15 protein-coding genes are annotated in these 12,809 nt (G+C 50.9%); 8 read left to right on the top strand and 7 right to left on the bottom strand.

Features of this window, described 5'->3' with window-relative positions:
- Positions 1-80: 80 nt before the first annotated feature.
- Positions 81-995 carry an ROK family protein gene (locus ACYVK4_RS23670; protein WP_461130042.1) on the bottom strand — a complete coding sequence of 305 codons (915 nt, stop codon included), beginning with the start codon at positions 993-995 and terminating at the stop codon, positions 81-83.
- Positions 996-1,137: 142 nt separating this feature from the next.
- On the bottom strand, positions 1,138-1,812 hold the full coding sequence (locus tag ACYVK4_RS23665; protein ID WP_461130041.1) for an SDR family oxidoreductase: 675 nt from the start codon (positions 1,810-1,812) through the stop codon (positions 1,138-1,140).
- Between the two features lie 183 nt (positions 1,813-1,995).
- Between ACYVK4_RS23665 and ACYVK4_RS23660 the strand changes: the two genes are divergently transcribed.
- On the top strand, positions 1,996-2,727 hold the full coding sequence (locus ACYVK4_RS23660) for an MlaE family ABC transporter permease (protein ID WP_461130040.1): 732 nt from the start codon (positions 1,996-1,998) through the stop codon (positions 2,725-2,727).
- 87 nt (positions 2,728-2,814) lie between these two features.
- Positions 2,815-3,561, top strand: a complete 747-nt coding sequence (locus tag ACYVK4_RS23655; protein WP_461130039.1) for an ABC transporter ATP-binding protein — start codon at positions 2,815-2,817, stop codon at positions 3,559-3,561.
- Between the two features lie 17 nt (positions 3,562-3,578).
- Here the strand turns inward: ACYVK4_RS23655 and ACYVK4_RS23650 are convergent, their stop codons facing one another.
- The 5 genes from ACYVK4_RS23650 to ACYVK4_RS23630 form a co-directional block, all read right to left on the bottom strand.
- The gene (locus ACYVK4_RS23650) at positions 3,579-4,103 is read right to left on the bottom strand and encodes a hypothetical protein (protein ID WP_461130038.1); all 525 of its coding nucleotides are present in this window, start codon (positions 4,101-4,103) and stop codon (positions 3,579-3,581) included.
- A 58-nt stretch (positions 4,104-4,161) separates the two neighbouring features.
- Complete coding sequence (locus ACYVK4_RS23645; protein WP_461130037.1) at positions 4,162-6,261, bottom strand: helix-hairpin-helix domain-containing protein; 2,100 nt, start codon at positions 6,259-6,261, stop codon at positions 4,162-4,164.
- A 357-nt stretch (positions 6,262-6,618) separates the two neighbouring features.
- Positions 6,619-7,923 carry a hypothetical protein gene (locus tag ACYVK4_RS23640; RefSeq protein ID WP_461130036.1) on the bottom strand — a complete coding sequence of 435 codons (1,305 nt, stop codon included), beginning with the start codon at positions 7,921-7,923 and terminating at the stop codon, positions 6,619-6,621.
- 142 nt (positions 7,924-8,065) lie between these two features.
- Entirely contained in the window at positions 8,066-9,385 is a 1,320-nt protein-coding gene (locus ACYVK4_RS23635) for a tyrosine-type recombinase/integrase (protein ID WP_461130035.1), read from the bottom strand.
- Entirely contained in the window at positions 9,346-10,386 is a 1,041-nt protein-coding gene (locus ACYVK4_RS23630) for a S24 family peptidase (RefSeq protein ID WP_461130034.1), read from the bottom strand. The genes ACYVK4_RS23635 and ACYVK4_RS23630 overlap by 40 nt, the downstream gene beginning before the upstream one ends.
- 171 nt (positions 10,387-10,557) lie before the next feature.
- Here ACYVK4_RS23630 and ACYVK4_RS23625 point away from each other — a divergent pair, with 171 nt between their 5' ends.
- The 6 genes from ACYVK4_RS23625 to ACYVK4_RS23600 all read left to right on the top strand — a co-directional run bounded on the left by ACYVK4_RS23625 (position 10,558) and on the right by ACYVK4_RS23600 (position 12,660).
- Positions 10,558-10,827 (top strand): hypothetical protein, encoded by a 270-nt coding sequence (locus ACYVK4_RS23625; RefSeq protein ID WP_461130033.1) that lies wholly within the window; start codon positions 10,558-10,560, stop codon positions 10,825-10,827.
- A 6-nt stretch (positions 10,828-10,833) separates the two neighbouring features.
- A complete protein-coding gene (locus tag ACYVK4_RS23620; RefSeq protein WP_461130032.1) occupies positions 10,834-11,145 on the top strand; it encodes a helix-turn-helix domain-containing protein in 312 nt (103 codons plus the stop codon).
- 187 nt (positions 11,146-11,332) lie between these two features.
- Positions 11,333-11,686, top strand: coding sequence for a hypothetical protein (locus ACYVK4_RS23615; RefSeq protein WP_461130031.1), 354 nt, complete (start codon positions 11,333-11,335; stop codon positions 11,684-11,686).
- A 46-nt stretch (positions 11,687-11,732) separates the two neighbouring features.
- Entirely contained in the window at positions 11,733-11,903 is a 171-nt protein-coding gene (locus tag ACYVK4_RS23610) for a hypothetical protein (protein WP_461130030.1), read from the top strand.
- 14 nt (positions 11,904-11,917) lie between these two features.
- A complete protein-coding gene (locus ACYVK4_RS23605; protein WP_461130029.1) occupies positions 11,918-12,184 on the top strand; it encodes a hypothetical protein in 267 nt (88 codons plus the stop codon).
- Positions 12,181-12,660 (top strand): hypothetical protein, encoded by a 480-nt coding sequence (locus ACYVK4_RS23600; protein WP_461130028.1) that lies wholly within the window; start codon positions 12,181-12,183, stop codon positions 12,658-12,660. Before ACYVK4_RS23605 ends, ACYVK4_RS23600 begins: the two co-directional genes overlap by 4 nt.
- The last annotated feature ends 149 nt before the right edge of the window (positions 12,661-12,809 follow it).

Raw genomic sequence — 12,809 nt, 5'->3', positions numbered from 1 at the left:
AAAAGGAGGAACAGCTTCGCGCTTGTCATTCCCTTTTCTCCCTCTCGTCTCCTTTCTCCTTTCTCCTTTCTCCCTTTTTGCTATTCAAAACAGAGTGAAGCGGCTCCCAGCAGGCCCGCGTCGTTTCCGAGGGTAGCCCGCTTGATGCTCAGACCATTTTTATAATAGTCATTGAGCCAGTAATCGAGTGTTTTGTTAACGGCAGGCAGGATATAGTCAAACGAAGCCGATAAGCCCCCGCCGATCAATACCTGCTTGATGTCCAGAATTTTGATCAGCGCGGCCAGTCCTTCGCCCAGCATTTCACCTACTTCAGCCCAGATTTGCAGCGCCAGTTCGTCTCCTTCGGCAGCGGCAGCAACAAGCCCCGTTGTTGAAATGGAGCCATCGTCGGCCAGGTGCGTCTCTCCGGTGTATTCTTTCCGGCGTAGATTAGCCAGATCGAGCAGTTCTTTTTTACCAATATTGCGTTCGAGCACCCGGCCATTCCGCGACGGAATGTGGCCGGGTTCCATCGCGTTACCATCACCACCGGTAAAAATTTTCTTGTTGATGATAGCGGCCCCGCCTACGCCCGTTCCGAGCGTTATAAAAATATAGTTTTCGGTTATCTTTTCTTCAGCAAAGTAGTATTCGCCCAGAGCCGCAGCATTGGCATCATTTGCCAGAAAAAACTGGGTACCCGGAAACCGCTTACTCAGCAAATCAACCATCGGTATTCCGTTTATTTCGGGGATGGCCGTGATTTCGAGAGGAATCGTGCGTTCGCGGTTGAGCATTCCCGGCAAGCCGATGCCCACTTGTTTAACATCCTTATTCGCTAATAATTGCAACGCTACAGCATCGCCAAAGCGCTCAACAAAGTGTCCCGATTCCCGCCAGCTAATGGTGTCATGGCTATAGAAATTAGAGATTTTACCGGTATTGGCATCGACAATACCCATTTTGACGTTCGTGCCGCCCACGTCAATACCCAGATACTCAACGGAAGCCATTCGTAATAATAGTCAGTTAATAGTGAACAGTTTGCAGGTCAGGAACTGTAAATCGGGCGCAAGATACAAAAAGTAGATAGTCGTTAGGCATTCGTTCCTGTCACTACGCTCAGTTTACTGATTAAAGGGTCTATGATTTTGGTTAGATATCGCCCAGCTGCGGTCGGATAAGCATCTCTTCCACCACGGCGCTCTTCGAAAGCGAATAGGCCGCCCAGGCGCTGTTGGCCACATCATCGGCTTTTAGAAAACGTTCTTCGGGCAAATCCGTCCCACTCCAACTGTCGGTCAGCGTAGCGCCGGGAAGGATGGCGGTTACTTTCACACCATGCGGCTTCAGCTCTTCCCGCAACACACGGCTCATGCCTAGCAGCGCAAATTTCGAGATACAGTACGACCCGCCATTGGTATAAGCCGTAATACTGGCCGTTGAACACATCATAAAGATATGCCCCTGCCGACGGGCAATCATGCCCCCCAACAGGCCACGGGTCAGGTGGTAAGCACTGGCGACATTGGTGTTCATCAACGCTTCGAAAGTACCTTCGGCTTCGTTCTGAATCTGACCGGGATGAAAAATACCCGTGTTATTGACCAGTACATCTACGGGCCGGTTGAGCGAATGGATATAGCCAACCAGCGTATCGACGCCCGCCCGGGTGGACAGATCGGCGGCAACGGGCAGTAAACCCGGCTCGTCAATACCGTCGACCGAACGCGCGCAAACAACCGCGTCGAAGCCCTCAGCCACAAACCGCTTGGCAATGGCCCGGCCAATTCCTTTAGAACCGCCCGTTACAACAATTAATGGATTCATAGGATAAACGTAATCAGCTGCCACCGATATCGGGCCGCCTGTCGTCGTTTTAAAACCGGTGATGACCGGTATAAGTTATGGCGCAAGTTACGTTAGAAACCATTCTGTCTTTACGGGGGTTCTCCCGAATGGATACCCACAAGACCATACCGACGAGATTCCTTCGTTTTTCTACACGCTTTTATGTCACGAATAGGCAGTTACTTTATTTTTTTAGGGACGCTCTTCCGCAACCGCGAGAAACTTGGCGTTTATCTGAACCTTATTCTAAATGAATGCACGTCGATTGGCGTCGGGTCTATTTTTATCGTTGCGCTGGTTAACATATTCATTGGGGCCGTTACCTGCGTTCAGACGGCCTATAACCTCACCAACCCATTCGTTCCCAAGTACATCATCGCCCTGATCGTGCGCGACAGTTCCATTCTGGAGCTGGCCCCAACACTATCGTGCATTGTACTGGCGGGCAAGGTCGGCTCGAACATTGCCAGTGAGCTGGGTACCATGCGCATTACTGAGCAGGTCGATGCGCTGGAAGTGATGGGCATCAATTCAAGTTCCTATCTAATTCTGCCAAAGGTCATTGCGTCGGTGCTGATGTTTCCGCTGCTGGTTATCATGGCGGCATTCCTGGCCATTCTGGGTGGATATATCGCCGGAACGCTGGCGGGTGTTATCTCTCCGGAAGAATATGTTACGGGTCTCCGTTTCGACTACAAACCTTTTGGTGTGGCGTTTGCCCTGATCAAAACGGTTGTATTCGCTTTTCTGATCTCGACCATTTCGGCCTATCAGGGATACAATGTCAGCGGTGGTGCGCTGGAAGTGGGTGCCGCATCAACCTCGGCCGTTACCAATAGTTGCATCGCCATCGTAGCCGCCGACTTTGTGTTGACCCAGTTGTTACTCACTTAAAGGTGAAAGAGTGAAAGAGCGAAAGAGTGAATGAGCAACCACGCCATTCACTCTTTCGCTCTTTCACTCTTTCACTCTTTCACTCTTATGATCGATATTAAAAATATAACGAAATCATTCAATGGTCGGCAGGTGCTGGCCGGCATCGACGGCAGTTTCAAGCCCGGCGATACCAGTCTGATCATTGGAGGCAGCGGCACGGGCAAGAGTGTGCTGCTGAAGTGTATGATTGGGCTGGTCAAACCCGATTCAGGCGAAGTGCTGTACGATGGCCGGAATTTTCTGGAAAGTGACCTCAACGCCCAGAAAGCCATTCGTCGGGAAATGGGCGTTCTGTTCCAGGGGTCGGCACTGTTCGACTCAAAAACGGTGCTTGAAAACGTGCGCTTCCCGCTCGACATGCTGACCGATCAGTCCGAAAGCGAAAAGGTGGAACGGGCGCAGGAGTGCCTTCGACGCGTTGGCCTGGAGAATGCGGGTGACCGGATGCCATCGGAAATCAGTGGGGGGATGAAAAAACGGGTGGGTATCGCCCGCGCTATTGTACTGAACCCCAAGTACCTGTTCTGCGATGAGCCCAACTCGGGCCTGGACCCGTTGACGTCCATCAAAATCGATCAATTGATCTCAGAAATTACCGACGAGTTTCAGATCACAACCGTCGTGATTACGCACGACATGAACTCGATGATGGAGATCGGCGAAAAAATCATGTTCCTCTACGAAGGAAAAAAACTCTGGCAGGGCGATAGCAGTACCCTTACGCATTCGAACGTAAATGAGTTGAACGAGTTTATCAACGCCAACAAGTTGATTCGGGAAATGCAGAAGTAAGGTGCAGCCCCAGGCCCCTACAAGCGCACCATGATGTTCTCGCTCTGCTGAACGGGCGTGTCTGCCTGACTTTTCAGAAACTCTTCCCGCTGTTTCAGTTCGATTTTCAGTTGGGCAATGGCATCGGTCAGGCGTTTCCATTCAGTATCCTGCGTAAAGTCGTAGACAACCTTTTTGGTGATCTGAACGCTGGCACTGGCATAATGAATGGTGTTCTTCCGCACAACCGCCTGTTCATCTACCACGTCCCCATCGCCATCCAACGGGGTCAGAGCAGGTAAACTGGCCGACTGGGAGGTGGCTTCCAGCTCAGGTTTCTGATCCTCCTCCCGCATAACCTGCGCCTGTAAGGTCGAAATAGCTTTGAGTTTGCTGATAATCGTTTTGATGTACAACTCGTAGCGCTTCATCTCGACGTACGTCTTCAGCAAGTCGTAGTTACCACTTTCAATGATCTGGTGCGCGTGCTCATTCGCCAGCTTGACAATAGCCGTCTTCGAGATGTTTCGGTCGAGCGTACCGATTGGCTTAATAAGACCCATAACGGAAGTTAGGTTGGTTCATGCGGTTGGTAAAGATACGACTTTTGAAAAAGTCCCGCTAGAACCGCCAGCGAGCCTGCACCTTCACTTCTGACTTATGCGATGCATCGATCTGGTCGAGACCGGAGCCGATGGTATCCTGATTGGTGAGGTCGGTTCTGGCCCAGCGCACCCAGATGTCCAGATGACGGCTAAGGTTGTACTGCGCCAGTACATAATGCCGGACGCCCCGGTCGAAGTAAGCCGGAAACGAAAACGCGTACAGCACATCGCGCTCATACACATACTGACGGCTATCGTAATCATCGGTCCCGAACAAGGCCACGCGACCGCTGAGGATCAGCCGTCTGACTTCCAGCGTGGCATCCTGCACGATCGCAAACCCACGCGAAGCCGGTTGGCCCGCATACTGAAAACCACCCCACTGCACCCGCGACCGTAGCGACAGGCCGTGCATAAGCACATATTCGGCATTGAGCGCATAACTCCGGCGGGTTGTGCCCACAACCGCCTTCACCTTGTCAATCGTCAGGTTTTTCTGCTTATGTTCTTCATGATACACCGCGTAAAAGGCCGTTTTTCGGTCGGGGGTGTACCGCGCCTGCAGCAGGTAATCGAAGCCTTTTGAGGGTGTATCGACCAGGTATTTCAGCCATGGGAAACGAAAGTAATCGACAAATCCGCCCACGGTTAATTTCCGATAGACGGTATATTTAAGACCCGCATACGCCCCCGATTCGTTGATCGTGCGGCTGCCTTCGCTGAAGCCGTTGCTGTAAAAGCTATGAAAATTACGGTCATAATGGCGCAGGATCATCGACATATCCACTTTTTTCGACAAGCTGATCAGAGCCCCGCCTACCGCCCCAAACCCGCCCGAGTTCGTTGCCGAGCCACGGCTATGCGCCACTTCGCCAAACAGATTCCAGTTGTGCCGGACATAGCCGCCATGCACACCGACAACAAGGTTCTGTTTCCCCGTAAATTCATATTGATTATAGGGCAGAGCACGCCGGCGGAAGAACGTATCGAACGTGGTTTGCAGCACCGTTGCCCCAAGCTGGGTTTGCTGCCGATTGTGGTAAAGCAGATGCGCACCGATATTCGTTTCCAGCAGGCTGCCCTGGTCGTCCATTTCGGATTGGGTGCGGTGCAGCCCCGACGTTTGCAGGGAGGTCGCCACTAAACCATCCAAAGAGTTGTCGGCAACGGTGTTGGCATCGCGTCGGTTTCGGGCCATCAGCAGGGTTATGTCCAGCGTTGGGCGAAGGCTATAGGTGGCGGTAGCGCCCCGAAAATAGCCGTATTCGGTCAGTGACGTATACGGCCGGGCTCCCAGCGTTGGCCTACGCACGGTCTGTACGGTTTCGGCACTTTTGCCCAGCACAAAACCCGCCGACAACACCAACCCCTGCCCTACCTGAAGCTGATAATCACCCAGCAGCACATTTTTCCACTTACCCCGATTTTGTATCTGTGCATGAAACGACACATAATCTACGCCATACCGACGGGCTGATGGCTGCCAGCCCAATTGTTCGCCGGGGTCCTGCTCCAGGGTTAGCCCGATACTAAAAGCACGGGGGCGACTGTACCGATAACGGGCGTACCACTGCCCCGGAATACCCACGTATCGCGTGGGGAGATTTCCTTTATTATCCGGTGTAGCCTCCGAAAACCCTTTTTGCGGTTCCATGACCCGCTCATAGCGAACGATCAGATAGTTGTCTGTTGGTGTAGCCAACGCCCCAAACAGATTTCTGTCCGCCGTTACGGTCACAAAGGGCAGTAAGCGTCGAATAGTGGGTATGTCAAAATCAGGAATTGCCTGTAATTCATATACCGACAGCAGATCGCCGAATTCGGCCCGGTAGGTTTCCAGGTTCGACAGTTGACGCTGGGTGAGGAGATAAGTCGATTCCAGTTCATCGCGCGAGGCCACATTCAGATCGAGCGGATTGGCGTATAACTGCGTTAAGGCATCATACACCGACGCATAGTCGATTCCTTCCGTCTGCACCGGGAATAAATCCTGTAAGTGCTGGCTGATCGCATCGGCCGAGCGATTGGCTGGTTGAGACGAGGACTTACCGGTTTGAGACAAAGCCGTGCCGGTAGCCAGCCAGCCAAGAATAAAGATTAGGTAAACAATTCGCAAAGCCCTTATCTGTCAACTGTATACAACAGGGCATTAGACGAACGCTACCTCAAAAAGACACCATTAAAGACTATATAGTTACATAAGGCTAATTTGTGAAGAGAGGACTTTTCAACATAAATGGTTTTACCCAATCAATGATTGAAAAATAGAAACCGCATGGGTGGCCCCGACGGATGAGACGGATTGAACGGATTTTAACCGATAAAATGATTGCTCCCAGGTTTGTCGGTTAAAATCCGTTCGATCCGTCCTATCCGCGTTCTCTTTTTTTACTGGCAAACCCTATCCATCAAAATAAATCCCCGGAGTTGACTGTCTATAGGTGGTCAACTCCGGGGATGTAGTAATGAGTCTCTACGCGAATCGCCGTTTCAGAATTTCGACCAGTTCGCTTACTTCATCGCTACTCATATCCCACAGATACTGCGAGGCATAACGATAGGAAATCAAATCAAGCGCCTGCCCATAGTTGTTGAGCGTATCGATCTCTTCCACGGCCTGATTATAAGCCACGGCATTCCCATTAAACAACTGGTTGATAAATCTGAATTTCTGATTCAGCGAAATACTGCGCGCGACACTCTCGATCGGTGCCCGATTAAATTTCTCGGCCACCGTAGCGGGTTCGGCAGGTACCGCTTCGCGCAGCGTATCGTTTAATGTTGGCTTGTTTTCTTCTGAACTGTCCGATGACGAATTATCGGCTACGGCCGATTGCTTGATGTCTGTATCGGTCGCTGACACCTGCGATGGCTGACTAATGGGTGCAACTGGGTCGGGGCCGGCATTACCACCTAAAAACATTGCACCGCCAGAGGCCATATCCTCGTCTGCTTTTTTCTCAGATACGACCGGCACGGGCATTTCCTGCGGAACGGGAGCAGCTGGTTCATTAGGCTGTATTGTCTCGGCTGGCATGTCTTTCGATAACATCATATCGGGAGCAACCAGCGGGGCTGGCGGCACACTCGGCTCGGTAGCCGTATCGAAGAAGGAGCGCATGGGCGGTGCCGGAATGTTATCGGGCACATGACTCCGAAGCAGGGCCGGCACATCCATCGGTAGCTTCTCCGAAAACAGCGACACAAACTTATCGTAGTGCTCCAGCTCATGACCACGTTGCGTCAGGGCTTCGTCTAAATAACTTAGTGCCTGATTCACATAAACGAACGGCTTCCCATTCATACGCTGCAAAATATGCGTAGGAATAAACTGGTTGATCTTCGTGTACCTAACCATCTGCTTAACGGCGTCGGCCGTCAGTGTAAACTCCGGCTGGGTACGCAACATGTCATCAAAGTAGGCCCTGGGGTCGAAAATCATGATAATCGTCCGTCGCGTGGCATCGGCCAGTAGCGGTTCGAGGTGTTCGCGCCGAACAGATATATGCTGCGACACCACATTCATAAAATTTCGAAGCGCTTCTTCTACATCGGCATTGGTAAAATCAAAGTAAGGGCTACGAAATTTGGCCGCATCGGCCTGCCACTTGTCAGATAAACTACTAATCACAAATAAGTTAATCTGATTAATAGGGGTAAGCGACAATATTTGCGGGCCATTGATGGTCGGATGATGCTGGTAGAAATCGGATGCGATCCGCCGAGCGTAGGACTTACTGTATTCCGCAAGGGCGTTGGCGTTAAACTTGTTCGACATTAGGAAAAGCCTTTGTTTTGTAACTACTTTATTGAATACCACAGACGCTTATTTGTGTCAATGTACACAAATAGTAAGCCAGTTTGAGTACATAACGAGAATATGCTCCTCGGTTAATTACAAATGTTATCCTATTGTTATCCTACTTAAATAATTGTGCAGCTTCGTCTACTGCCGACTCAGCCAGCTCCTCCATATAGTCCTGCGTCGTCGAGAAATTTTCGTGACTCATCGCGTCTTTAATCTTACTCCAGTCCATACCTGAACGGCGGGCCAAATCGGCGAACGAATGGCGAAATACGTGCGCACTGACCGCTTTGTCAATTCCGGCCAGCTCCATGAGCTTGTGGAGGTTGTTGCGGATCAGCACCACTTTAGCCTTAATCTTATTCCGCATCGCGTAGAGCGTATACCCCATATCAATCTCTTTTCGCAGATAAGTAAACAAAGTTTGTTCGGATGTGGAACAGGCCTGCCGATACGGAAGCAGTAAATCGACGCACTGCTGGGGCAGGAGCACGTTCTTAGCCTTTCCCGTTTTATGCATCGTATAAATCAGTCGATGCTCAGTAGTTTCTCCCGATCCGATCAGCACGTAGTTGCGTTGACGAAGCCGCAGCGCATCACCTACCCGCATGCCTTGAGCATAGTACATCATCAGACTAATATCCCGCGCCCGGCGCATAGGCGTCCCCCATGGCAGATCCAGAGCAGCAAACCGAGTGATCTCATCCTCGTAGAGGCGCTTCTTTTTTGTCTTGATTTTGGGAATCTTAACCCGTCGAAAGGGTTCGGTAACGACCGTGGGCAGGCCGGACAATCCGTCAATGTCTTCGACGGCCTGAAAATAGAGACTCTTTAACCGGGAGTGGTAGAGCCAAACGGTATTATTCTTATAATGATCGAGTGCCCACTGGCGCCACTCTTTTAGAAAGCTGATCGTGATTTCCTCAAACGCAATATCCTGTTTGCCCATCGTGGCCAGGTATTTACCAAATGCTTTGTCGGCATTCTCGTACGTTTCGCTCGTCGCCGATTCGCCCCGTCGATTAATGTACATGGCCGCGTAGGCGCGAAAGCCCGGACGTTCAGGGGCGGGGACGATCACTATCTTCTCACTTTCCTCAATCAGGGATTTAACCTCATCGGCGCTGATATTCTGAAACGTATCGACCAGGGCGACGGCTCTATCCCAAAGCCGCTTGATCTGATCATTGTATACGCCCGCATTGGGATGCGCCGTTTTGATCCAGTTAATGTTTTCCCGCTTTCCCTTTGGATTGAACACCGTGGGGTGAATGTCAATCGAGGTCGATACAAAGCGACTCTTTCGCTCGGCGGTGATGCGGAGTCGAACGTTTCGTTTGCCATCGGCCCGGGGCTCATACTTGAGCGTTATCTTGAGCGTCACCTTCCCCATACCTACCGCACTGGCGAGCTGACGACGGTTTCGATAAACCACACATGGCGAATGGAGTCAGCCCGTATAAAGAATGGATCGGGTGGCGGGTTATCGCTATAAAGCAGTAGCCCGCCATCGGCTTCAATGTTGTTGGTTCGGACCCGCTTAATGACAAATTCGTCGTCGTACTGAATCGCCCAGATGCCGGGCTTGAGATGATAGAGTAGGTTTTTGTCTAATTTAAATCCGGTTGCTTCCTGTCTTCCGACGTAATACCCCAGCACGCGGGCACGTGATCGAAGCTGGGGCTCCATCGAGTCGCCATCCACTTCGATTATCCACCAGCTCTTACGGGGATTTGAGGGATCTACTTCATAGTCTGTTAATGCTGATTGCATAATGCGCGTTGTTTCTAAACGCTGACTCCAGTATTGTGGCGTCGCAATGCCAGCACGCGCCCGGATCGGCACGAAAGGTACAACAGCGATTGGCTCGGCTGAAAAATTCCCCACGTGTCGCACTAGCCGGGCGGAGCCAATATTCGTATTAGCGTTGGGTTGTGGAATAATAGGTCCGAAGACTTGCTCTTCATCGATCGTTTCATCCCCCGTCACCAGCTTCAGGCCGTTGAGAATCGCCTGACGGGTTTCGGAATCGAACGTAGTTGTTTTAAAATAATCCGTAATAACAGACCGGGCTATGCCAATTTCATCGGCGAGCCGTTTCTGGGTGAACTCATGCTTATGGCTATTGATATATAACTGAAAGAACTCGCCTTCCCGGGTCGGCTGACTGGTATCAGGCCGCCAGCCTATGGGGTGAAACATCGGCTCTTCTCCGGTAAGCAACCACTCCAGGCGGGCCAGACTCGTGACTGAAATCGCCTTAAGCTGCTTATAGGAGATATCCATCGTACCATTTAAAATTTTGGAAATCGCGGCCGGTTGTATGCCAGCAGCTGCAGCAAGTTCACCCTGTCTATCGTTAAATTTTTCTTGTATTACATCGCGGATACGCTGTCGAATAGCGGGCTGATCGGCCGGATGAGAGGATTTGGACATTTCTGAATCGTATAGAAGAGGTTGCATCATATCACGCCGGTGCCGTACGACTTGTTTTATTTTGTTGTTATTTTTGCAAATAACCCTTACAGCGTTTAAGTTTGTTACAACTTATTACAAACGGCACAATTCCACTGTGTAAGGCCAAATAACAATGTAAATAACAGAAATATGGGACGAAATGCCAATCCGTTGACGGGCACGCAGCAAGACCCGAAAGCGTTTGCCAAGATCGTAGCCGATATAAGATCGTTCGGTCTGCGTACGCTGGCTGGTTACGGGCTGGTTTCACATGAAACCATCAAGCAATATGCACTCAAGCGCGCGGTCAGGCCTGAGAGTGAAGAAGCCATTCAGAAGAGCATCGACATGCATAAGAAAGAGTTGGCTAACAAACGAGAGCAGAGCATAGCAAGAACCAAGGAATTATACCTTAACTAAGCGTTTATGGTCTCAGTGATCACCAAGGAGGAGTTCGAACCTGTCTTACAGCGACTCGAAACGCTGGAGCGTGAGAACGCATTTCTGCGCTCGATATTTATTGACCTGAAGTGGCTAAACGTTAACCAGGTTGCCAAAGCCTTGAACTGCTCAGACTCGACGGTGTACCGACTGATTAAGAGTGGAACGCTTGAACATCGTCTAGAAGGAACCCGGCCTATGTGCTCGATTGAGGCCGTCAGAAGTTATTTATCGGCCAAAAAAATCTTGCCTTATGAAGTCGATTACCGGCTCGTAAGTGCCTGTCAAACCGTCTAAGCTTATCTTTTTACAACAAAAAAACCGGATCAACAATTGTCAGATCCGGTTTCGCCGCCGTAGAATACGGATACTGTTGGGATAAAATACAATTCAAATGCAATTATTTTTTTGCCTTTTATATTGTTTTTTACCCTTACAGTCCCTTACTTTACAACGTAATCTAAAAGATAAGCACAAAGATAAAATGAAAACGCGCACAATTCTTTTCACCATCAGCGGCCAGGCTAAAAACGTTGTGGCCGTTTGCGGTCGACATACGAGCGATGTCGAAACGAAGCAGATTGCTACCTACTCGATTGAGAACGGGGTAGCTACGATCACCGCCCTGACGCCCGCGATTGCTACCCACCTTTCGATCAGCTTGCCGCTGGTCGTCCCAGTCAATGACTTAGGCTCTGGCCTGATCAACGAAATTGAATTCGACGCCGACACGCTCACCGCCCGGAAAGTAACCTGCCCGACCATGAAATGGGCTACGGGTCGCGCCGACGCCACTAGACTCGAAGCCAGCCTCAGCCTCTACCCGACTATCCTTTAATCCATCCGGCCCGGCCTAAGTGCCGGGCCACAAACAACCCTTTCCCATGCGTACGCCAATCTATTCTTTCGATACGAGTGAAATCATGATGCGCCGTCTTCGGGAGCGCATTGGCCAGGGCGATAAAACCGCCAAGTTCGTTTTGCAGGGCCTGTCTCAGCAGTACCGTCGTGATCTACGCGTTGGGCGCAAAGAGCGTCCGTTCACCATCGCCTAACAACTTTAAAAGCCATGCGACTAATCGACAAAGCTTTTGAAGTCCATGTACATCGGTTACTGGGTCAGTCCGCCCCGGTAACTGATGTACACTACGAAGCGGGGCTGATCACATTTCGATTGCCCCTCGGCTACGATACGATGTTTCGAACGAAGGTCGAACTAGCCTCAGAAGAGAAGGCCGGTGACTACCTGTTATGCTCGATCACAGAAACGAGCTTAAGCGACCAGCTTGATAAGTTGGATGCTACCCTATCCACTTTTGGCCAGATACTACCATGAACGAGCAACCCAACTTGATCCGCGACGTATCGCAATGGATCATCTACGAATTGTACGACGAGGTCAGCGACGTGGACCGCATCCAGATGGAACCGCAGCTTGCGGTCTGGCTCACCGGCTTTCGCTACACGAACCGCAACCTTCCCCGCAATCACCAGCTGCTGGCGTATGCCCGACGGGAGGCCGACCACTACTACCGGGGACATATTCAACCGCCGTATCATACTTGGCAGGATAAAGTGCTATTCATGGAAAAGCTGACGCGTGCCCTGCTAATGGCCTGCGACTGTTACAGCGAATTCCTTTCCGACGACCCCCGTGATTGGCTACGACCGGAAGCGATGCATTGCGGCTATTACGTCACGCTGACGGAGGCTATAACCCGGATGATGTTCGATATGGGTACCAAAGACCGGGCCTGGAACGAACAGCATAAGATCGTGCGCATTCTGCAACCCTTTTTACCTCTCAACTAGATGGAAGCATCCCCACAAAACAGCAAGCCCGTCTTCGATCACATCGACCTGATTCTAGTGGCTATGGGTATTCTATTGGCTCTTTACGGCGTCTGGTAGAGCGTGGCTCACTACCAGCACATTTACGGGCATCCGCCTTATTGATGACT

The sequence above is a fragment of the Spirosoma aerophilum genome (assembly GCF_054782495.1).
Note: the sequence above shows the minus strand (reverse complement) of the source record. Positions and strands in the feature narration are given on the sequence as shown.

What these genes read in the sequence shown, in the direction of transcription:
- ACYVK4_RS23670 (WP_461130042.1), bottom strand. Translation starts at nt 995, where the DNA reads ATGGCTTCCGTTGAGTATCTGGGTATTGACGTGGGCGGCACGAACGTC.
- ACYVK4_RS23665 (WP_461130041.1), bottom strand. Translation starts at nt 1,812, where the DNA reads ATGAATCCATTAATTGTTGTAACGGGCGGTTCTAAAGGAATTGGCCGG.
- ACYVK4_RS23660 (WP_461130040.1), top strand. Translation starts at nt 1,996, where the DNA reads ATGTCACGAATAGGCAGTTACTTTATTTTTTTAGGGACGCTCTTCCGC.
- ACYVK4_RS23655 (WP_461130039.1), top strand. Translation starts at nt 2,815, where the DNA reads ATGATCGATATTAAAAATATAACGAAATCATTCAATGGTCGGCAGGTG.
- ACYVK4_RS23650 (WP_461130038.1), bottom strand. Translation starts at nt 4,103, where the DNA reads ATGGGTCTTATTAAGCCAATCGGTACGCTCGACCGAAACATCTCGAAG.
- ACYVK4_RS23640 (WP_461130036.1), bottom strand. Translation starts at nt 7,923, where the DNA reads ATGTCGAACAAGTTTAACGCCAACGCCCTTGCGGAATACAGTAAGTCC.
- ACYVK4_RS23630 (WP_461130034.1), bottom strand. Translation starts at nt 10,386, where the DNA reads ATGTCCAAATCCTCTCATCCGGCCGATCAGCCCGCTATTCGACAGCGT.
- ACYVK4_RS23625 (WP_461130033.1), top strand. Translation starts at nt 10,558, where the DNA reads ATGGGACGAAATGCCAATCCGTTGACGGGCACGCAGCAAGACCCGAAA.
- ACYVK4_RS23620 (WP_461130032.1), top strand. Translation starts at nt 10,834, where the DNA reads ATGGTCTCAGTGATCACCAAGGAGGAGTTCGAACCTGTCTTACAGCGA.
- ACYVK4_RS23615 (WP_461130031.1), top strand. Translation starts at nt 11,333, where the DNA reads ATGAAAACGCGCACAATTCTTTTCACCATCAGCGGCCAGGCTAAAAAC.
- ACYVK4_RS23610 (WP_461130030.1), top strand. Translation starts at nt 11,733, where the DNA reads ATGCGTACGCCAATCTATTCTTTCGATACGAGTGAAATCATGATGCGC.
- ACYVK4_RS23605 (WP_461130029.1), top strand. Translation starts at nt 11,918, where the DNA reads ATGCGACTAATCGACAAAGCTTTTGAAGTCCATGTACATCGGTTACTG.
- ACYVK4_RS23600 (WP_461130028.1), top strand. Translation starts at nt 12,181, where the DNA reads ATGAACGAGCAACCCAACTTGATCCGCGACGTATCGCAATGGATCATC.